This is a genomic window from Mangrovibacterium sp. (assembly GCF_041596335.1).
In the GTDB taxonomy this organism is placed as follows: Bacteria; Bacteroidota; Bacteroidia; order Bacteroidales; family Prolixibacteraceae; genus Mangrovibacterium.
This window is the reverse complement of record NZ_JBFHIT010000006.1, coordinates 82865-105374: the sequence shown is the minus strand read 5'-3', so window position 1 is coordinate 105374 and position 22510 is coordinate 82865. Positions and strand designations below refer to the sequence as shown.

13 protein-coding genes are annotated in these 22510 nt (G+C 45.1%); 5 read left to right on the top strand and 8 right to left on the bottom strand.

Annotated elements, in window-relative coordinates:
- Positions 1–109: 109 nt before the first annotated feature.
- The gene (gene ccsB, locus ABZD21_RS04085) at positions 110–3154 is read right to left on the bottom strand and encodes a c-type cytochrome biogenesis protein CcsB (RefSeq protein ID WP_372773083.1); all 3045 of its coding nucleotides are present in this window, start codon (positions 3152–3154) and stop codon (positions 110–112) included.
- 317 nt (positions 3155–3471) lie between these two features.
- On the opposite strand from ccsB, the gene ABZD21_RS04080 reads away from it, so the two are divergent.
- Positions 3472–6195: a 4-alpha-glucanotransferase gene (locus ABZD21_RS04080; protein ID WP_372773081.1), complete on the top strand. Its 2724-nt coding sequence runs from the start codon at positions 3472–3474 to the stop codon at positions 6193–6195.
- A 90-nt stretch (positions 6196–6285) separates the two neighbouring features.
- On the opposite strand, the gene ABZD21_RS04075 is transcribed toward ABZD21_RS04080, so the two are convergent.
- The 5 genes from ABZD21_RS04075 to ABZD21_RS04055 all read right to left on the bottom strand — a co-directional run bounded on the left by ABZD21_RS04075 (position 6286) and on the right by ABZD21_RS04055 (position 12413).
- Entirely contained in the window at positions 6286–7194 is a 909-nt protein-coding gene (locus ABZD21_RS04075) for a hypothetical protein (RefSeq protein ID WP_372773080.1), read from the bottom strand.
- Positions 7195–7307: 113 nt separating this feature from the next.
- Positions 7308–8093, bottom strand: coding sequence for a hypothetical protein (locus ABZD21_RS04070; RefSeq protein WP_372773078.1), 786 nt, complete (start codon positions 8091–8093; stop codon positions 7308–7310).
- Positions 8094–8376: 283 nt separating this feature from the next.
- Entirely contained in the window at positions 8377–10938 is a 2562-nt protein-coding gene (locus ABZD21_RS04065) for a TonB-dependent receptor plug domain-containing protein (protein WP_372773076.1), read from the bottom strand.
- A gap of 6 nt (positions 10939–10944) precedes the next feature.
- On the bottom strand, positions 10945–11817 hold the full coding sequence (locus ABZD21_RS04060) for a FecR family protein (RefSeq protein ID WP_372773074.1): 873 nt from the start codon (positions 11815–11817) through the stop codon (positions 10945–10947).
- A gap of 2 nt (positions 11818–11819) precedes the next feature.
- Positions 11820–12413: an RNA polymerase sigma factor gene (locus ABZD21_RS04055; protein WP_372773072.1), complete on the bottom strand. Its 594-nt coding sequence runs from the start codon at positions 12411–12413 to the stop codon at positions 11820–11822.
- A 262-nt stretch (positions 12414–12675) separates the two neighbouring features.
- Here ABZD21_RS04055 and ABZD21_RS04050 point away from each other — a divergent pair, with 262 nt between their 5' ends.
- The 4 genes from ABZD21_RS04050 (at position 12676) to ABZD21_RS04035 (ending at position 15758) form a co-directional block, all read left to right on the top strand.
- Positions 12676–13536: an N-acetylmuramoyl-L-alanine amidase-like domain-containing protein gene (locus ABZD21_RS04050; RefSeq protein WP_372773070.1), complete on the top strand. Its 861-nt coding sequence runs from the start codon at positions 12676–12678 to the stop codon at positions 13534–13536.
- Positions 13537–13594: 58 nt separating this feature from the next.
- Positions 13595–14560 carry a lysophospholipid acyltransferase family protein gene (locus tag ABZD21_RS04045; RefSeq protein WP_372773069.1) on the top strand — a complete coding sequence of 322 codons (966 nt, stop codon included), beginning with the start codon at positions 13595–13597 and terminating at the stop codon, positions 14558–14560.
- A gap of 11 nt (positions 14561–14571) precedes the next feature.
- On the top strand, positions 14572–15114 hold the full coding sequence (locus tag ABZD21_RS04040) for a hypothetical protein (protein WP_372773067.1): 543 nt from the start codon (positions 14572–14574) through the stop codon (positions 15112–15114).
- A gap of 191 nt (positions 15115–15305) precedes the next feature.
- Positions 15306–15758 (top strand): META domain-containing protein, encoded by a 453-nt coding sequence (locus ABZD21_RS04035; RefSeq protein ID WP_372773066.1) that lies wholly within the window; start codon positions 15306–15308, stop codon positions 15756–15758.
- A 582-nt stretch (positions 15759–16340) separates the two neighbouring features.
- On the opposite strand, the gene ABZD21_RS04030 is transcribed toward ABZD21_RS04035, so the two are convergent.
- Both ABZD21_RS04030 and gltB read right to left on the bottom strand, forming a co-directional pair.
- Positions 16341–17828 carry a glutamate synthase subunit beta gene (locus ABZD21_RS04030; protein ID WP_372773064.1) on the bottom strand — a complete coding sequence of 496 codons (1488 nt, stop codon included), beginning with the start codon at positions 17826–17828 and terminating at the stop codon, positions 16341–16343.
- Between the two features lie 21 nt (positions 17829–17849).
- Positions 17850–22442 carry a glutamate synthase large subunit gene (gltB, locus tag ABZD21_RS04025; protein WP_372773063.1) on the bottom strand — a complete coding sequence of 1531 codons (4593 nt, stop codon included), beginning with the start codon at positions 22440–22442 and terminating at the stop codon, positions 17850–17852.
- Between the last annotated feature and the right edge of the window lie 68 nt (positions 22443–22510).

The following is a 22510-nucleotide window of genomic DNA, read 5'->3' as shown; positions in this document are numbered from 1 at the left end:
CTAAACAACCGGGCAAAGATAACATTTAAGGCTAACCAAAAAATTGATCAAAATCTGTTTTAAACCAGTTCTGTTATTTTGGAGATAACTATCAAATTACCCATTCGAGCTATTCATTCTCATACTTTCGATACTTTCCGTAGGCTACAATAATCAGCAGTCCAATCGCCGCCGCGGCTGCATAAACACTCCAGTGCACCCCATCTACACTTCCTTTTCCGTACGAATGCATTCCGCTCAGGAAGTAGTTCACGCCAAAGTAAGTCATTAATACAGAAGCAAAACCAATCACAGTTGCCACATTGTAATTAAAACGTCCCCGAAGTCCGGGAATGAACCGCATATGGACAATAAAGGCGAAAATAATCACCGTAATCAAGGCCCAGGTTTCTTTAGGATCCCATCCCCAATAGCGTCCCCAGCTTTCGTTGGCCCAGATTCCGCCAAGGAAAGTCCCGATCGTAAGCATGTAAAGACCCAGAGTTGCTGACAACTCGCTGATGGTCGTAAGCTGGTCGGTGAAATGACTGACATTCTTCCGGTTTTTCTGCTGCATTAGCGCATAAAGAAACAGAACCAGCAGCCCCAAAAACGAACTAAGGCCAATGAAACCGTAACTCGCTGTAATAACTGCCACATGAATAAGTAACCAATACGATTTAAGGACCGGTACCAGATGCGTTATCTCCGGGTTCATCCAATTCAGGTGTGCCACAAAGAGGGTAATTCCGGTCAGAAATGCAGCGGTTGCCAAAACCATCGGGTATTTACGGCCAAAAATAATTCCGGCCAACATGGCTGCCCAGGCTACGTAAACCATCGATTCGTAGCCATTACTCCAGGGTGCATGTCCTGAAATATACCAGCGAATAATCAGTCCTGCGGTGTGCACCAAAAAGGCAAGACCAATTAAACTACCAAAGGTGTATTTCACCGGGGTGCTAACCGGCTTTTGCCGAAAAACAGTGACCAACAAAACAATCAGCAACCCAACTCCGAACAACAAATACCAGGGAAAAACCCGCTTGAATGGTTGAAACTGGTTATAAAGTAATTCAGCTGCTTTTTTGTTTTCTGACGGAAGTATTTCGGCTCCGAATTTTTCCTGAAACCGGGCAATTGTTGCCATAATTTGTCGAGGTTGAATTTCGCCTCCGGGAGTCATCGATTCGCGCAGCAATTTAAAACTGTTCGCCACAAAAAGCGAATCGCCCTTCGGATAACCGGTCGGATTACTACCGGCGGCAAACCAGGCATCGGTTTGGTTAACAGGCGGGAAAAAGGTAAAAAGTTCACCATTGAAAACCATGAAACAGATATTCACCCGCTCATCCACAAACAAATAATCTTTATCCAGCTGACTTCTGAAGGCAGGCATTTTATTATAAGCTGTCTGAACTTCATTCAATATTCGGTACTGCCCGTTTTCATCGAAGAAATCGATAGGCGAAGCATATTTGCTTTCAATTCCCAACTGCACTGCGATTTCAGTTTCAAGCTTGATTAGCGGAACTGTGCGCCAAAGTTCGGGATACAGATTCATGCTAAGTACAAGCTCATCCGGCGACATCCCCCCGAAACTTGATTTGCGGCTTATTTTTCTCAAAATCTCACTGTTCAGTGTCGACATCGGTTCAATACGCCCATCATGTCCATGCACCCATAGTTCCGAGAAATCGGCCACCAAATCGGTGTCCAGTTTTGGAATCCCATTCAACACGGTATCGTTGGCCGAGGCCGTTCCGCTCGTTGCAATCGCAACAACCAGTAGCAAACCCGCAACACCCGCTCTGTTCATTTCTTTTAAATGACGCACCAGAAACCGGAAATACGAATTGTGCGAAAACATGGACAAAATCATCCCCAGAGTCATTAAAAAATAGCCTACATAAGTTACAAACGTCCCCCAGAAGTCTTTATTTACCGACAACACGGTACCAAGTTCATCCTGATCGTATGACGATTGATAGAAACGATATCCCCGATACTTTAAGGTATTGTTCATAAAAATTCGAACATCGCGATCGACCCCGCGAGCATGATCGTGCAGCGTTATTTCGCTGGCAAACGACGAGGGGCTGTCGGAGCCGATATACCGTTCAAGCTGAAAATCGTGGAGATGCAGCGAAAACGGCAGTTCAATTAATTCCGAACCGTAGGTGATTTTCACGGGTGTATCGCCTAACCGGTATAGCAATGGCTCACCAATTTGACCGGCTCGCCCAAACACATTCAGCGTAGTTACCCGCTCACCATCCGACACTTCAAGAATGACAGCATCCTCAGTCGAAGTTCCCTGCGAATCGCGATTAACACGCAACAACGCATGCGGGTAGAATTTCTTCACCAGCAATAAATAACCATCGAACGCATAAAGGTGCATTGGCAAAACTGCTTGCCGCGTTCCCGCAGCCATCGGTACTGGCTCCGATCCGGTCATGGAGCGAATTTCCAGATCGCGGTCGGCAACGATGTACAATTCGTCGCCTTCTTGCTCAAACCGAATATTGGCGTTGGGATTGAATCCGACCGTTGCCGGCCCCAGATTGATCAGTTCACCCGGTTTAAACGCAAACGCCTGCATGCCCTGTCCAGCTGAAATTACAAAGTCGACCAACGGCTCACCCGATGGGTGTTCAACCGGAGTTTTCACTGCATTTTTGACAAAACCAACCGATTTGAACCGAATTTTGTGTCCGTCAAGATCAACCGATTCGCTGTATTGGCCGGAACGCAACTCCGAAAAAAGCACCTTTGTTTTCAACTGCTGTGTAGGTGTTTCAATTTGCATGTAGCTGTCTGTCGATACGATCGAATTTGAACTCTTCCCCTCCCGAATGTGCATTACCCCTTCGAAACTAACATAGCGGGTGATACCTGCACCAACAACGATTATAATAAAGGAAATATGAAAAAGGCCGACCATAAATTTGCCGCGAGTGTACAATTTACGTTGAATGAAATTGACGATCAGGTTGAAACCTAAAAGCACCAAAACCGCCTCGAACCAATGCGTATTATAGATGATACTTTTTGCAGCTTCGGTACCGTAACTACTTTCGGTAAAAGTGGCTACGGCCATTGAAAAGGCAAAAACCAGCAGTAAGAACCCCATAAACGGCATGGACGTCAGAAACTGATACACTTTTTTCATAGTGAAGAATATTTATTGGGATGAAAACAACCTGTTTGATTTTAGATAAAACACTAAAGTCAGCTCTCGCACCAACATTAACACAGATTGACCATTTTGGTTGACAAAACGGGGAGCCCATCCAGCTAATTCAGCCGATCCGAACTGGATTTGACTGAAATATTTTCGTCTGACATCACATGCAGAAGCCGCAACTCGTCTATGTTTTATAACTTTCGCCCCCAAAAACTGACCGTGCTCATTTATCCCAACTCTGTTTTTATTGTACCTTATGGCATTCAAGAAGCGACACGGTTTTCCAATCTAATTTCATTGTTATGAAGGTCAAATTCAACTTACACTATTACATCAGCCCCGGTCAACAAATCTATCTTTCAGGATCGACCGAAGAGCTAGGAAACTGGCAACCGGAAAAATCGGTTGCGATGGACCTGCTCCAGAATGGCTACTGGGAGGCCCATCTGGTTCTCGAGGCAACTGACAAAAGTGAAATCGAATACAAGTATTTCATGCAGGATCGTGACGGCCGATTACATTGGGAATGGGGCGACAACCACCGAATAAAAATTGGGCAACCCGACCACTATAGCCTATTTGTTGCAGACCAATGGCAAAATCCAAGTCCGGCGGAAAAAGTATTCTACAGGTCTACATTCAAGCAGGTGATCATGAAACCGGGGAGTAATAAGTCGACTCCCGGAAGTTCAAATTCGCCACATATTTATCAATTTAAAATAAATGTTCCGCGCATACAGGGTGATTACAAAGTTTGTGTGCTGGGCAACCAGGAAATACTGGGCAAATGGGACACAACAAAGCCTTTATTTTTGGAATGTGGCGACGATTTTCCAACATGGACCGCCCAGATTGATGCCAGGGAACTAATTTTCCCGCTGTATTACAAATACGGAATCTGGAATCTAAAGGAACAAAAACTGAGCACGATTGAAGAAGGTTTTGACCGGGAGTTTTTGGAGCCTCCGCATATGGAATCACCTTCAATTTACATTAAAACCGACAGTAGCTTCAGGTATCCGGTGGGAAACTGGAAGGGCGCCGGCGTGGCTGTTCCTGTATTTTCGCTGCGCAGTGAGAAAAGCTTCGGCGTAGGCGAGTTCAACGACCTTATTGACTTTATAGGCTGGGGGAAATCTGTCGGTATGAAGATGGTTCAAATTCTGCCTGTGAACGAAACGGTAGCTTCCCACAACTGGCTCGATTCGTATCCCTACAAGTCGATTTCGGTGATGGCCCTGCATCCGATCTACCTCAACCTGGAAAAAGTGGGTCTCCTCAACGACCAGAAACTGATGGATGAATTTGCCGCTCACCGTGAACGACTGAACCGTGAAACCCATGTGAATTACCCCGAAGTTCACCGCCTAAAATCGCGCTACTTTAAGTTGATTTACGATCAGGATGGTGAAAAGCTGTTTAAGTCGAACAGTTACAAGCAGTTTTTCAATGCCAATAAAGACTGGCTGATTCCCTATGCGGCCTTTGTGTATCTGCGCGATCAGTTTAAGTCGCCCGATTTTAGAAACTGGGAGCAATTTCGCCATTACGATCGTTATAAAATTGAAGAGCTCAGTGCAGATGACGCAGCCAGTCGCGACGATATTTTGGTGCACTATTTCATTCAATATCACCTGGATCAGCAACTGAAAGAAGCAGCCAGTTATGCTCGGGAGAACGGAATTATACTGAAAGGCGACATTCCGATCGGGATTAGCCCCAATAGTGTTGAAGCGTGGACAGAGCCACACCTTTTCAATCTGGATGCGCAAGCCGGCGCGCCACCTGACGACTTTGCCGAAAAAGGTCAGAACTGGGGCTTCCCAACCTATAACTGGGACGAAATGGCGAAAGATAATTTCAGCTGGTGGGGACGCCGATTGCAAAAAATGGCCGATTATTTCGACACCTATCGAATTGATCATATTCTGGGATTCTTTCGTATTTGGGAAGTTCCGACCGATTCGGTGGAAGCACTACTCGGACACTTCAGCCCATCGCTTCCGCTTTCTGCAGAAGAGATTGAACACCGCGGAATACGCTTCGACTACGAACGTTTTACGCAACCGTACATTCGCCACCATTTGTTGGTAAACCAGTTCGGATCGGACACAGAAACTGTCATTCAGAACTTTCTGGACGACCTGGGCGACCAAAAATATCGGCTGAAAGAAACCTTTAACACCCAACAAAAAATCAACGCGTTCTTTTTAGATGGAATTGAGGAAGAAGATTTGCCTGATGACAAACGATTCCTTCGCGATGGCCTGTTCGCTTTGGCAGCAAACGTGATCTTAGTGAGCACCGGATTTAACCAATGGCATCCGCGCATCTCGATGCAAAAAACCAGCTCGTACGAAGAATTGAATTATTGGACCAAAGAGAAATTAAACGAGTTGTACGTCGACTACTTTTACAAAAGGCACGAAGAATTTTGGCACAAAAAAGGAATGGAGAAATTACCATCCATTGTTTCGGTTGGGAACATGTTGGTTTGCGGAGAAGATCTGGGAATGATTCCGGCTTGTGTTCCGCTCGCCATGAAGGAACTGAATATTCTTAGCCTGGAGATTCAGCGCATGCCCAAAGATCCAACGTTGGAATTTGCCCATCCCGCTGACGCTCCCTACCTGTCGGTTTGTACCACTTCAACCCACGACATGTCGACCATTCGGGGTTGGTGGGAGGAAGATCGGGAGAAGACACAGCAGTTTTACAATGAGGAACTGGGAAACCGGGGAGACGCGCCCTTCTATGCCGAACCGTACGTTTGCGAACAAATTATTACACAACACCTATACTCTCCGGCAATGTGGGCAACTCTTCCCATTCAGGATTTGATAGCTATGGATGGGAACCTACGCTGGGACGAAACGCAACTGGAACAGATTAATCTACCGGCTAATGTGCGCCACAAATGGCGATTCCGCATGCCGCAAAGTATTGATGATCTGAAAAAAGCCGACAAATTTAACGATTTGCTGAAAGCGTTAATTCGTGCTTCGGGGCGGAATTCTGATTATTGAGGACGGAACTAATCGACCGAACGATCAATGAGGGCTTCACTTCAAGTGAAGTCCTCAATTCCAAGCAGAACCCTCAACCGACCTGCCCGGTTACAAATTGATGAAATAGCCTAGCGACACCCGGAAGTAAGAAGCATCCGGGTAGCTTTGGCTGTCGCTAACCGTTTGGGGGAAATTATAATTGTACGAAACTTCCAGATTGAAATTTTTCAAACTCAAACTTAACGGAAGTTGCAATTGAACATTCAACAAGCCAAAAACATCTTTGTAGTAGCTTGTAATTTCGGTACTTGTGGATTCGTCAATAATCGCTTCACTCAACAAAAACTCGGCTGCTTCCGATCCAAAAAACAACGAAACTTCAGGCTCCAAACGCAAGTATTTGAAGCGGCCAAACCGAGCAAGATTCAGATACGCATACACGTCCCACGATAGTTGTTGTCCAAACTCCTGTCCCACCAGCAGTGAACCATCCAACCGGGTTCCAAGCTTTTTCGATTTCAGGGTAAAACCTGCGTTGAAACTTGAACTGTACAATGGATCGAAATCGGGGTCATCGACATGAAACAGAAAATAATCGGCGGAAAAACGATAGCGGAAAAACGGATATTTCTTGAGGCCTTTACCAAAGCCGGCGCTAATAACAGTGGTTCGATAGTTCGGATCGAGTTCGCTGTACCAACTACCCGAAACACCGGCAAAAAACCCGACGGAGTGCATGTAATAAAGCTGTCCTGAAAGGTTATACTGGTTGCTCCCAATTTCGCGCCCGGCAAAGAAGGTTTTGCTGTTGAAATTGGTTCCGGCATAAATAAACTGAAAATGCTGTTTGCCTATAAATAGCGACTCAAGATCATCTGCCCCAAATAACACATCGTTCAGCAAAGAATCAATCCGTGCCATACGATCCGGGTCTTTCACTTCAACCCGATTAATCTGGCTCATCAGCGCCTGACTGCCTAAAAGGGCTACAACTGCAAGTATTAATTTCAGTTTCATACCGTTTTCCTGCTATGGAAAACTCTGTGGTTGGTTTCCCGGGCCACAGAGTTTTGCCGAGTTAATCAAAGTCGAGTTGCGAATTTACCGTTTGAACGAATTATGCAATTCGTTTAGTTTCCTCCGTTTCCATTACCGTTGCCTCCGCCATTGCCACCGGTACCAGCGCCTGAATTTTCAGAACCTTGTTGTTGCGCTTGTTGTTGTGCTTCTTCCTGACTTTGCTCTTGTGCCTGTTCCTGTGCTTCTTCCTGACTCTGCTCTTGTGCTTGTTCCTGTGCATTCTCGCGATTTTGTTGTCTCACTTGCTGACGAGCTTGTTCCTGAACAGCGGTAGCATTCTCACAGTTTTCTGATTGTTGCAACTGCTGACGAACCTGCTTCATTTGTTCGGTGCTAACCGTGTTCCGCAATTGTTGGCGATTTTCAGCCCTTATTTGTTCCTGTGCCTGTACCATCTCCAACTGCGCTTCAGTGAATGTAGCCATTAATGCTTCGCGTTTTTGTTCGCGGGTCATTTCCGCATTCTCCAAAATCGCTTTTTGCTCTTCGGTCATAGTCGCTTGAAATGCTGCCCGAAACTGCTTGGCTGACTCTTGATTTGCCTCCATCAAAGTAACTTGTTCATCAGTCAGATCCACATGCAAACGATCACGAGTTTGCAGTTGATCCGGCATACCGTCACCGGTTCCGTCTTTCAATTGATCTCTGTCCTGAGTCTTCAATTGATCCTGATCACCGTCCAAAGTAACACAAGTACCATCCTTTAATTGGTCCCTGTCCTGATCCTTTTGTTGAATCTGGTCTTTGTCCTGATCGGTAGTCTGTGCATAAACTACCGGCGCTGCAAGCAAAAGTGACAAGACCATTGTTCCGATTGTGCGTGCGATTGTTTTCATAACGAATTAGTTTAACGTTTCTATTAAGACATTTTCAATAGCAAACCGCACCAAGGTTCATTTACCCTACCCAAAAGAGAAAAAAAATGACAAACTTTTTAAGCGTACGCGAAAGCGAGAAGATAAACAAGTGAAACGAAAGGTTTAAAACAAACAAAAACTCAACGTGGCAAACCGGGCATGGCGGAACAGACCAATTTTCGCGGCTGTATTTGCAGGTTGCCGATAGATATTCTGACCTCCGATTCGAAAACGGTTGAATACGGCCTCACCTCCGCCCCATTTAGAACGCTAGTTTTAAAAAAACGGTTGGTGTAAACGGAACAGCCTCGGCCGACACGTCTAGCGTTGCCTCCTGATCGTCGGGAATACGCACAAAGTTGGCGTACTTTATGTTTTCATAATTGAAGACATTCAGAATAGAGATCCCGGCTTCCATGCTATACTTCGGTTTAATCCATCGATAACTTAAAGCCGTGTCAAAACGATGATAGGGTCTCCCTTCGACAGACGAATCGTCCAACAACCCGGGGAAACCAGAGCCGAAAACATAATTAGCCGATAGAAAAAACGGCTCAAAATTGAGTACTGCTGCGGTTTTCAGTTCGTGTCGCTGATCGTGTAATGCTGGCTGATACTGCTCTGATTCGAAATACGAAAAATGTTCTTTGGTCTCACTGAGCGTGTAAGTCACCCAAAAGCTGTGTCCTTCCCAGTCTTTTTTCAAAAAGAAATCGAGCCCGGAAGTTTTGGCATCGCCCCGGAACAAGCCGCTACCAGTCGACACGTCGATATAGCGGCTCAACCCCTTGGTATGTTTTCGGTAGGCTTCAACACTGAACAGAAAACCGGATCGATTCCAGCTAATTCCGGCAATCGCTTGCCGAGACCACAACACCGGAATATCAGAATCGTTGCAGGCAGCCCAAAGATAGCGGTAGTTGCCTAAAGCATCGATCACCGAAGTTCGGGAAATGTATTGCCGGTATGTGCCCCACGAAGCAGTGACCCTGACCGATTTACTGAGTTCATAATTGGCCGAAATTCGTGGCTGCCAATCCGTCCGATTCAAATTGGGAACCAGATCAGAACGAAGTCCGGCAATAAGTTGGAGCTGCGGAAAAACGGTGAAGTGGTCTTCTAAATAAACATGCATCCGTGATATCCGATTTTTCTCGCGCGCCAGATTAAGGTTAAAAGAATCTTCCTGAAAATGAATTTCATTCTGAAGCAGTCCGAAGCCAAACCCCAATCGGTGTTTTTCGTGCAACGGCAAATGATTTCGGAGCTCGAACCGGAATTCCGAAATTTTATTCCGGTTAAAATCATCCACATCAGTATTCCATACACTTGTCGTGTTTCCGGTGTCACCCGAAAGGTCGTTTCCGCCATTTCCTTGTCCGTTTCCGCCACTTCCTCCTGTGCCTCCTTGCTGCCCTGACGACTCGCGCAAATTAAACACTTCGGTTTCAAGTGATGAATAGGCCACCGTAGTTTGGGTTCGCAGCCCCTTTGCCCATGCTTTGCTGTATTGAGCCGATGCCCCGTATTGCAGGTTTTTTTCCTTGTCTTCGTATTCCACCCTATTTCGTTGGCTCTGTGTTTCATACTCCAACCCATACACATAACGGTCGTGCCCCCTGAAAAAGCTGAAGCTGTAAAAATCGCCGCCATCTGTTTTGCCGGATAGCTTCGCATTTAAATCACCAAAGTTGTAATCGGGATACACATACCGATCAATCGTACTACCTCTGCCGGAGCGCCCGCTAGAGCCCAGTGTCAGCTGATTTTTTTCGTACAATTCGTAATAAGTCTGACGCACAGCCATCACAAGCGACGTGTTCCCGCCTAAAGGAACACTTAACCACCCATTCATGGTCATGTTATTCACGCTAAGCTGCATTTGCCAATCGTCTGGGTTGCCATACACTCCGGTAATTTGAACAATTCCGCCAACCCGATCGCCATACTCTGCTGCAAAACCGCCTTTCATTACCCTGATATCCTTTGCCATAAACGGATTAACCGCACTGATATTATCGTTAAAATTCTTCATTCCAAACAGCGTGAAACCATCAAACAGTACCTGACTTTGTCCTTCGTAACTTCCGCGAATAATTAAATCGTTCGACTGCTCACCTGCTGCTAGAATCCCCGGTTGTAAGCGCAACAAGTTGAAAACCGAATTGTCGCCATAGCCGGGCAAACTTTGCGCTACCTGATGGTTCAACCGAATTTCGCCGGCTTGTTGCCCTATTTGTACTGATCGAACAATTGGAACGCCCTCAACCCGAATCTCTTTTAGCCGAACCAACGATGGTTTTAAGTTGAATTGCTGAAGCAAGCCTTCGGCCACCAGCGTATCGATCAAGTAATAACCGAGATAAGAAATGCTAATTTGGAATGTACTATCAGTATCAGACCGAAAAGAAAAGGCACCGTTCTGATCGGTGATCAGTCCTTTTTCATTAATCCGGACATACGCAAAAGGCAAAGATTCACCATTGTTTGCATCCATAGCCAGACCTGATATTCGATAAATTCTAGATACTGGAAGCACCTCCCTGTTGAAAATCAAAAAAACCTCTCCGGCTTTTTCATAGTCAAGCGGAAGGTCTTTCAATAAAACATCCAACGCCTCTGTCGTAGTTCGGAATGTTTGTTTAACGCTTACCCGATAGGTTGAAAGTTTGGCATCGTCGAACGAAAACTGACAATCGTAACGATCACGCAGATCCAACAAAATTTCATTCAGGGGTTTTTCCTGATAGCGAAGATCGAGCTGTTGGCCAAAGCCAAAATTACTGATCAATAAAAGGTAACTAACGATCAGAATGTATTTCAAAACGGACTAGTTTTTTTCGATTCGGAAAACACCGGCTGTTACTTCGGTAAAGTTAAGACCAAACGGGCGACAGACATATCCCAATACGGAACGAATGTCATTTTGCTTCATGAAATTTCCACTGTACGTATAAGCAATTCCATCTGCCACTTCAATCTGAATGTTATACTGACGTGCAATTTCGTCGAATACTTCGTGAACAGACCGCGCAGTAAATACGAACTGATTGGTTGTCCAGGCGATATCCTGTTGGCTTTCATAGTTTATTTTGAAAAAGGCATCTCCCCCCCACTCTGCTTTTTCATTGGGTTCCAGAACTACCTGCTCTGTTCCTGCCGGATTGCTCACCTTTACTTTCCCGGTGAGGCAAGTTACCCGATACGCTTCATTGCGCGAATAAATATTGAAACTGGTTCCAAGGACGGTGGTTGTGCCGTTTGTTGATTCCACCTGAAAGCGGCTCCCCTTTTTTACCTCAAAATAGGCTTCGCCTTCAAACTCCAGATCGCGAGCAAACGCCCACCAAAACGGGTGATACGAAATGGACGATTCGGCGTTCATGTGAACCTGCGAATTGTCCGGCAATTTCACCACCAGATGTTCGCCAGCCTTAATTTGATAGGAATCAGCATAGTAACGCATAAAAGCCGACATTGCAAGCATAACAGCAACCAATGCTGCCACCGCTAGCCGAAACTCTTTTCGATACAAGAAGATAACACGAGCTGGAGCTGCCTCTTTTTCGGTAAGCTGATTCTCCATTTTCGCCCAAATTGCTTCTTTTGGATCCTCCCAGTTAACCTGAAGTTTACTGTTCAACTCCTCCAACTTTTGCCAGTCGGGCTTTGGTGAATGTGTATGTCCTGATTCTGTTTTCATGGTCAACGCAATTTCAATTTTAAATAACTCAAGGCAACACTCATTCGTTTCTCGACAGCCTTGACACTAATTTGTAGCCGATCTGCAATTTCCTGATATTTTAATCCATCCAACCGACTCATTAAAAAAACCATTCTCTGCTTTTCCGACAGGCTCCCCAAGGCTTCCTCGTATCGTTTCTTAAGCTCTGTGTATTCCAGCCTTTCGGCCGGCGACTCATCCTCGAGGTCTAATTCCAACTTTTTCAAGTACTCCCATTCAACTTTTTGATGCCGGTAACGGCTTACAAATAAATCGGATGCCATTTTATATAGCAATCCCACATTTTCTTTCAGTTGAAAAGGAATTTGCTTCTCCCAAAGCTTCATAAAAGCTTCCTGCGCCACATCAGTAGCTAATTCCCGATCGCCCGACCGGTAGTATATATAGCGGCGGATTGCATCGAAATACTGATCAAACAAATGTTTAAATTCGTGCGCTTTCAATTGATTTTTCGCTTTGGTTGTCCAACTAATTTCCGTTTGATAATTTAAGGAAATCTTTCCGCTTTTCGGAAATGTACCGCATAAAGCTGCAAATACCCTACTTTGTTTCACCGAATAGTTGATTGCGAACCTAACAACAACTGATCGGGTTACTTTTAAATCAACCAGCAAACGGCTCAAACGCGCGTTGGAACCTTGGAATGAGGTTTTGACTTGAAGTCAAGCACTCAAATGTGACTCGGGTAGTTCGCTGCAGGCGAGCTTTCTCGTAGGCTTTTACTCCAATTGACCGCGTGACTTCGATTCACCCGCTCAATCTCACACTAAAAATATTTTTGTAATTTCCCTCGGTAAAAATCAATCAACGTTGACCATGAAGTTCATTTCAGTAATTCTGTTTTTATTCATTTGGGGCCATGCCTGCAACAGCCAGCCCGGCAATCAGTCGAAAACAGAACTGATCGCCTGCGAGGACGATACACTCCGGGTTGAAAACAAACTAATGCAGTTTACGCCAGATAGAAAACTTCCCACAGGAGAACTACTGATCAAAATCGGCAAAACCTTCCTTGGAACTCCGTATGTGTCGTACACGCTGGAAAATGGAGAAGCCGAGCGTTTGGTGGTCAATTTGCGTGAATTGGATTGCACCACATTCGATGAAACCTGTCTGGCACTTGCCCGAACCATTAAATCGGGGAAAACCGATTTCGGAAGCTACGCCAACGAGTTGGAAAGAATTCGCTATCGTGGCGGCCATCGCGACGGATATCTCTCACGTTTACACTACTTTAGCGACTGGCTGCTTGATAATGCCCAAAAGGGAATCATAAGCCCGCTCGACAACACGTTTCAGGAACCGTGGCAAAAGACCATAAATTTCATGTCGACACATCCCGATAGCTATCAGCTTCTTAAAAACAATCCGGAAATGATTCGGGAAATAGCAGCACATGAACAACGAATCAGCAGCAGCAATCATTTTTATATTCCTAAGGAAGAACTTGAAACCAAGGAAAAATTTCTGAAAAACGGAGATCTGATTGGTATCACGACAAGCATTGCCGGATTGGACATTGCCCATGTTGGCTTTGTAGTTTGGGTTGATGGTCGGGTGCACATGCTACATGCATCCTCGGTGCTCGAAAAAGTAGTCATTTCGGATGTGCCCCTGAGTGACTATCTGGCGACTAAAAAATCATTCACCGGAATCATGCTGGCACGTGCAAACTAGACATCGAAGGGTTTCGTAAAAAGTTCTACTTTTGCAGCTTTAAAAAGAAAAATAAACGATGAAAATATATGTTCAGCGGCTGAGCGTCGCGTTGTTAAAAGCACTAGCATACCTTCCGTTTCCGGTTTTATATGCACTCTCTGATCTATTTTATTTCCTTGTTTTCTATTTGATTGGTTATCGCAAGAAAGTGGTTTATCAGAACCTACGAAATTCATTCCCCGAAAAAACGGAAGAGGAGGTGAATGCCATTGCTAAAAAATACTACCGCCATTTTTGCGACATTACCCTGGAAACCATCAAGATGAACAGACTCCCGATTGAAAAATTGAAAAAGCACGTCCGTTTCGACCATGTGGACCGACTGAATAAGAATTTTGAAGATGGAAAAGGAGTTCTTTTGCTGTGCTTCCACTACAACAACTGGGAATGGAACGCGGGATTGTCGAAACACGTTAAACACGAAATCTATGGGGTTTACAGTCCATTAAAAAGCAACCCTCCGATGGAAGACTACATGTCAAAAATGCGGCTTCAATATGGATCGACCAAAGTTCCGATGCAAAACGCCCCCCGGGCATCATTTACCATAAACAAAGGCCCCAACTATGGAATGCTGTGGTTGGCTGCCGATCAGACCCCACCTTCAGCATCGCAATACTGGACGACTTTTCTGAATCAGGAAACACCTTTCTTTAGCGGGCCTCAAAAAATTGCCAGCAAAACAAATACTCCGGTGTTTTTCCACTACATTCATAAGGTGAAAAGAGGACAGTATGTGGCCGATTTTTTCGAAATCAGTGCAAATCGAGACGGAGAATCGGAACACGATATTTTGCTAAGCTATGTGGATATCATAGAACAAATCATTCAAAAAAAACCGGAATATTGGTTGTGGTCGCATCGCCGTTGGAAACACAAGCGACGAGAAAATCAGCAACTGATTCCCCGCAATGAGCATTCTTCGTTCAAAAAGATAGTTGACGAAATGATTGACGAGAAGAATAAAATAAAATCGATTTAACTGAACGCGGCATGAAATGGAAGAAACAAGCAATTGTAAGTCGAAGTATCGTTCTTCTCTTTTTGATCTGTGTATTTCCACATTTTTCGTCGGCTCAAGACCAGCTTCCACTGCATTTAAAACAGTGCAGCAATCACACCAATGAAGCCTGGCGTTACGGCCAGGAAACGGCCAACATCCTGGAATTCAACAATGGCGCGTCGGATCTGGAAATGATTCGGGAATATTGCTTTCAGGCGCTTTCGGCCATGGACAGCATCGGGGTCAAACTGCAACAAGCCGTCTACAGTGCCGACGATGCGACCTTTGCTGCCAAAAACCAGGATTTAGCTGCCATCGCGAAAGCAGCAATCGAATGCAAATCCGAGTTACAATCAGCCATGAGCTCGCTAAACGAATCAAAAAAATACCTCCGAATAGTTCTTGACGAGGTGGATACTACGGCTATTAACGAACTTTTTTTCCATACGATGGAACATTTAAATGACTCCCGCCAGTTGATCAGGCAGGTACAACGAAAACTTAACAATACATCTAAGTCACTCACCAAGTGACAACTAAGCACAAATCAAAGTAGAAAAATTGATTCTGCCAACCGCTCACATCGAAAATAATTTCCTGACAACCCTCTTTTTAGCCTAACTTTGCCGCGTACAACCTGATCTACCCAAAGGACGTTCTGTCCGGTTTCAACAGAAATCACCAACCAATCAAGCGCAACAAATAATAAGTAAAAATTGAAGTCATGAAACTAATAGCAATATCAATTTTTCTTTTGACAATAGCTTTGGCTTCCTGCATTACCCCAAAATTGACGGGACCCAAAAAAGCCACAAAAAAAGATATCACAATACGGATGCTCAACAAACTAAATGGGAAATGGGCATTAAAAGCAATTCAGGAAGAACCGACCAACGCTGGAGAAGAAATATTTATCGATTTTATTTCGAAGGAAAGCCGATTTATGGGAAAAGCCGGTTGCAATTCGATAAACGGAACGATTGAAGTTAACGCAAATCAACTTAAGATAGGATCGGTTTTGAGAACGAAGATGTTCTGTCCTGATCGGATGGAGCTCGAGGAGAAACTAATTTCGTTATTACAGCAAAGCAGCTGGATAATCAGTTGCACCGGGGACAAACTGGTCCTGAAAAACGAGAATAATCGACTTGACTTTTACAAGATCGTTACCGAATAGCAGCTCATCTTCCCGTCCTATTACGCTGAGCGAACAAAAGAAACCCGGCATAGAGGCTCATGCGAAAACGCTGGCATAGTGCTTTGCAAAAACAGTCCGGCATTATTCCGAAAAAGTCGACCTCAGGCATTATTGAACCGACATGTCCGGAACACAGGCAGAATGAATCGTACAGGAAGTCGACGTTTCATTCCGATCCTCGGATTTCTGTTTCTATTCACCACAGGACTACCGTTGCAGTCTACGAAGACCAATTCGTATTTAAAAACAACCTGCAAAGCGGTATAATTCATCTATTGAGGCGGTTCAGCAATGAAATATGTAATTATGCATCGACACTATCAGGTCGACTAAAATGGTCTGCTCAGAAAGAATGCGGCCATAAAAGGAATTGACCGGAATATCGAGAATCAGTTTATGAAAAGACGACTAGCAAAATAATCGGCAGATTCTGTCGATCGCCGAAAACAAACTTGCATTCACGAAAGACAAGAGACAATAATAGACGAGCAAAAAAAATCCCGGTCTAAACCGGGACTTTCTTCAATTATTTGATATGCTAAAAAACTAATAAGGTCAAAATTAAGGAAGAACAGTATCTCCCATCAAAAAGCGATCGACTTCACGCGCTGCAGCACGTCCTTCGTTGATTGCCCAAACAACCAGCGATTGTCCTCGCCGAGAGTCACCCGCGGCAAAAACTTTTTTCTTACTGGTTTTAAATTCACCATATTCGGCTTTATAGTTTGAACGGCCATCCCGGTCGAATTCCAATTCTTCAGCGATTATATCTTCCGGCCCCAGAAAGCCCATTGCCAGCAATACTAAATCAGCCTCCAAACGGCGTTCAGTTCCCGGAATTTCTTTCGGATACATGCCACCTTCTTCAGTGCGGGCCCATTCAATATTTACGGTATGAATCGCGATCAGTTTTCCGTTGCTGTCGCCTTCAAACTTTTTGGTCATCACCAGATATTCGCGAGGATCTTCACCCTGTACAAAAATGGCTTCGTGCTGACCGTAGTCAATTTTTTGCGTTCCCGGCCATTCAGGCCACGGATTTGCAACATTGTTACGGTCCTTTGGTGGCTGAGGCAAAATCTCAAACTGCTTCACATTCTTACATCCATGACGCAATGAAGTTCCGACACAGTCGGTACCTGTATCACCGCCACCGATTACGATAACGTTTTTACCTTTTGCTGAAATATACTTTCCGTCTTTCAGTTCGCTATCGAGCAAACTTTTTGTGTTGGCACGCAGGAAGTCCATTGCAAAGTGAACACCATCCAGCTCGCGCCCCGGAACTTTCAGATCACGAGGTTTGGTCGCACCGGTTGCCAATACCACTGCATCGAAATCTTTGTGTATTTTCTTGGCACTGACATCCTTACCGATTTCAACTCCGGTTTTAAACACGATTCCTTCAGCAGCCAAAATATCAACCCGACGCTGAACAACTTCTTTGTCCAGTTTCATATTTGGAATTCCGTACATGAGCAATCCACCGATACGGTCGTCACGTTCGAATACAGTCACCAAATGTCCGGCTTTGTTCAGCTGGGCAGCCGCTGCCAATCCGGCAGGGCCGGAACCAATAACAGCAACTGTTTTTCCGGTTCGGTATTCCGGCGGCTCGGGAACAACCCATCCACTTTGGAAGCCAAAGTCGATAATGGTACGTTCGTTATCGTGGATCGTAACTGCCGGTTCGTTGATTCCCAACACACAACCCGCTTCACACGGAGCCGGACAAACCCGTCCGGTAAACTCCGGGAAGTTATTGGTGTGGTGTAAACGTTCCAGTGCCTCTTCCCATCGTCCGCGGTAAATCAAGTCATTCCATTCAGGTATGAGATTGTAAACCGGGCAACCGGAAGCTCCGTTGTGCATCAGTTCGCCGCGATGACAAAAAGGGATTCCGCAATCCATACAACGGGCTCCTTGTGTCTCGCAAGTTTCTTTGTCGCGCAACACGTATACTTCATTCCAATCCTTGAGGCGCTCCCCGATTGGTCGGGTTGGATTGGCAACTCTTCTATATTCTAAAAATCCTGTAGGCTTTCCCATTTTTTCTCTAAAAAATTGATATTACATGCTTTCCAAAGACATATCGAAGGCTGCTTCGATAATATCGTCTTCTTTTTCATACTTACCGGTGCTGCGGGCTTTTTCAATGAAGCCAAGCATTCGTTTGTAGTCTGTTGGAATAACTTTGACAAATTTCGACAAACTGTAGTTCCAGTCAGACAAGATGTATTCAGCCACAGCAGAACCTGTTTTAGCCAAATGCTTTTCAATCATCGCCTTCAGTTCGGCTTGTTCGGTAGCATCGTCCACTTTCTCCAATCCAATCATTTCCAGATTACATTGGCTTGGGAAGGTTCCGTCGGCATCGAGCACATAGGCAACACCACCCGACATTCCGGCACCGAAGTTCCGTCCGGTTTTACCAAGGATTATCGCTTTACCTCCGGTCATGTATTCACATCCGTGATCGCCGATTCCTTCAACAACTACCTGAGCTCCGGAGTTACGAACACAGAAACGTTCTCCAGCAATACCTCGGATATATGCTTCACCTCCGGTTGCTCCGTAGAAACAAACGTTACCTACAATAATATTCTTCTCCGGTACAAACTGAACATTTTTATTTGGGTAGATCGATAAATGACCGCCAGACAGTCCTTTTCCAAAATAATCATTGGCATCACCTTCCACCTCCAGTTCAATTCCTTTACAAACAAAGGCGCCGAATGATTGTCCGGCAGAACCGGTCATTTTGAAGTGAATTGTTTCATCGGGTAATCCTTCTCCTTTATAAACTTTAGTCACTTCGTGCGACAGTACCGTACCGACGCTTCGGTTTATGTTTATAATCGGGAACTCACCATATACTTTCTCACCATTTTTGATCGCTTTCTCTGCTGCTTTTACAAACTGCCAATCGAGAATTTCTTCCATTTGGTGATTTTGCTCCTGCATTTTATACAGCCCCTGATCGGCACCAATTGTTTCTTTGAACAAGATCGGGCTCAAATCGAGGTTTTTATATTTCCAGTGATCAACATCTTCCTTAAATTTCAGGCACTGAGACTGGCCAACCATTTCGTTGATCGAACGGAATCCCAGCTCGGCCATAATTTCACGTAATCCTTGAACCAGGAATTCGAAGAAATTAACGACATGATCAGGATTTCCGGTGAATTTACCGCGAAGACGCTCATCTTGCGTTGCTACACCAACGGGGCAGGTGTTGCTGTGACATTTACGCATCATGATACAACCTTCAACAACCAGCGCTGCAGTTGCCACACCCCATTCTTCGGCTCCCAGCAAAGTTGCAATTGCCAAGTCGCGTGAGGTTTTCATTTGACCATCAGACTGCACTGTGATTCGGTTGCGCAAGCGGTTACGAACCAAGGTTTGATGTGTTTCAGCCAAACCAAGCTCCCACGGCAATCCGGCGTGTTTAATCGAGCTCAATGGAGATGCACCAGTCCCTCCGTCAAAACCGGAGATCAATACCGCATCGGCTTTGGCTTTACAAACACCGGCAGCAACAGTACCAACACCTGTTTCAGAAACCAACTTCACATTGATACGTGCATCGCGGTTACTGTTTTTCAGGTCGAAGATCAACTGAGCCAAGTCCTCAATCGAGTAAATATCGTGATGAGGTGGAGGCGAAATCAGACCAACACCAGGGGTTGAACCACGAACACGACCAATCCAACCGTTAACTTTATGTCCTGGCAACTGACCACCTTCACCCGGTTTTGCACCTTGAGCCATTTTTATCTGAAGCTCTTTGGCCATACTCAGGTAATAGCTGTTTACGCCAAACCGACCAGATGCAATCTGCTTGGTTGCCGAACACATATCATCACCGTTCGGCAATTTGGTATAACGGATCGGATCTTCACCCCCTTCGCCTGAGTTTGACTTTGAACCGATACGGTTCAATGCAATGGCTAAGGTTGTATGAGCTTCCCACGAAATTGACCCGAAGGACATCGCTCCGGTGGCGAAACGTTTCAGAATGCTCTCAGCCGGTTCAACTTCATCAATCGAAATTGAATCCCGATCGGAGTTGAAATCCATCAAACCACGCAGTGTGAATGCAGCTTTGGTTTGATCGTTAACGACCTGGCTATATTCTTTGTATTTTTTGTAATCGTTTTTACGCGTAGCCTCTTGCAGAAGGCGAACTGCTTTTGGCGACAATAAGTGACGTTCACCGTCAACGCGCCAGTGGTATTCACCACCTGGTTCCAGCACCTTTGATCCTCCCAATCGAGTTGGGAATCCCTGACGATGACGGGCAAGAGCTTCTTTGGCGATGTCATCCAGACTCAGTCCTTCAATACGGCTAACCGTACCGGTGAAATATTTATCAACCACTTCTGAGTTGATACCCAGGATTTCGAAAATCTGAGCACCCTGATAGGATGCCAGCGTTGAGATCCCCATTTTGGAGAAGATTTTCAACAATCCGCCGCTAACCGCTTTCACATAGTTTTTAACTGCTTTTTCCGGAGTAATGCTGCCCAACTTGCCTTCGTTCGCCATCTGTTTAATGGTATCGATCGCCATGTATGGGTTCACAGCAGAAACACCATAGCCCAAAAGAACTGCCAGATGGTGTACTTCCCGAACATCGCCAACCTCCATTATGATATCGGCCTTACCACGTTTTCCGATACGAATGAGGTGGTGGTGAACAGCTGAAGCAACCAATACGGAAGGAATCGGAGCATGGTCGGTACTTACAGAGAAGTCGGACAAAAGAATGATAGAGTAACCTTCATCAATTGCGTCTTCAACATAAACACACAAACGTTCCAGTTTTTTGGCTAAAGTTCCCGGTTGACCATTCGCGTGAAAAACGATACTGATTTTCTTGGTTTGAAAATGCGCATGATCGACATACGACAATTTCACCAGCTGCTCATTGGTCAACACCGGTTGCTCAATCGCAATTCGGCGACAATGCTCCGGAGATTCGGTTAAGATATTTTTGAATCCACCCACATAAGTCCGCAAATCCATTACAATCCGTTCGCGAATTGGATCAATTGGCGGGTTTGTTACCTGGGCAAATAATTGTTTAAAGTAATTCGACAACAACACCGGGCGATCAGACAAAACGGCCAATGGGTTATCAGCCCCCATCGAACCAATCGCTTCTTTCCCTGTTTCGGCCATTGGTTTCAAAAGAACTTCCAATTCTTCGTGTGTAAAACCAAATGCTTTTTGACGCTTAAAAAGTGTTTTATGATCGGGTTCTTTCAGTTCCAAATCAGGAATTGAAGGAAGGTCATCCAGATAAGTCATATTCTCGTCCACCCACTTACCATAGGGTTGTTTCGAAACGATTTGAGCCTTAACTTCTTCATCAGAGATAATTCGTCCTTGTTCCAGATCGGCTACAAACATTTTACCGGGTTGCAGGCGACCGCGAACTTTCACGGTAGCATGATCAACATCGAGCGCACCTGATTCGGACGCCATGATGAGCATATCGTCTTCAGTCACACAGTAGCGTGATGGACGCAACCCGTTACGGTCGAGCGTTGCGCCAACCAAAACGCCATCGGTAAAACATACCGAAGCCGGACCATCCCAGGGTTCCATCATGGCAGAATGGAACTCATAGAATTCTTTTTTAGCCTGATCCATTTCCGGATCATTTTGCCATGCTTCCGGAATAAGCATCATCATCACATGAGGTAACGAGCGTCCGCTCAACACCATCATTTCAATGGCCATATCCAGGTTGGCACTATCCGATGCTTTCAGGTCGCAAATTGGGAAAATCATTTCCAGTTCATCACGCGTAAACAAGGTCGATTCAAGGAGCGCTTCGCGGGCACGCATCCAGTTCACATTCCCTTTGTTCGTGTTAATTTCACCATTGTGTGCAATATAGCGGAATGGCTGAGCCAGTTTCCACGATGGGAACGTATTGGTTGAGAAGCGTGAGTGAACCAACGCAATGGCACTTACGGCCAGCGGGTTGTTCAAATCTTTGAAATATAGCGAGACCTGTTCGGTTGTTAACTGACCTTTGTAAATAATGGTCTTGTATGAACAGGAAATAATATTCAATCCATCGTATCCGATTCCGGCGACCGATTCACGCGCCAGACGTTCGGTATATTTTCTAAAGACAAAAAGTTTACGATCGAACTCTTCGACAGACATGTCAGCCGGCTTGCGAATGAACAACTGCTGAACGTAAGGTTCAGTTGCACGCGAATCCCGTCCCAAATCGGAATTATCAACCGGAACTTTTCGGTAACCCAAGAAAGGCAGTCCAAACTTATTCAGGTTACGGGAAATAATATCTTTACATTCCGAGCGTTTTCGGTCTTCCATTGGGAAAAAGATCATGGCTACACCATACTCTCCGAATGTAGGAAGCTTGATTCCTTCCTTCGGACATTCTTCCATGAATAATTCATGTGGAATTTGTAGCAAAATCCCGGCTCCATCCCCACTTTTAATATCATATCCGGTACCGCCGCGGTGTTCCATCCGAGCTAACATAGCCAAAGCATCGGAAATAACACGATGTTGTTTCCGGCCTTTGAGGTTAGCTACGAATCCAATCCCACAGCTACCGTGTTCAAATTCAGAGCGATAAAGACCCTGTTGTTTGGGAGTTTCTAACTGCATCATTTATACATTTTTATTTTAATCATCTAAGTCTTGCACTAAGCCTGCAAGACACAATAAAATCACTGATT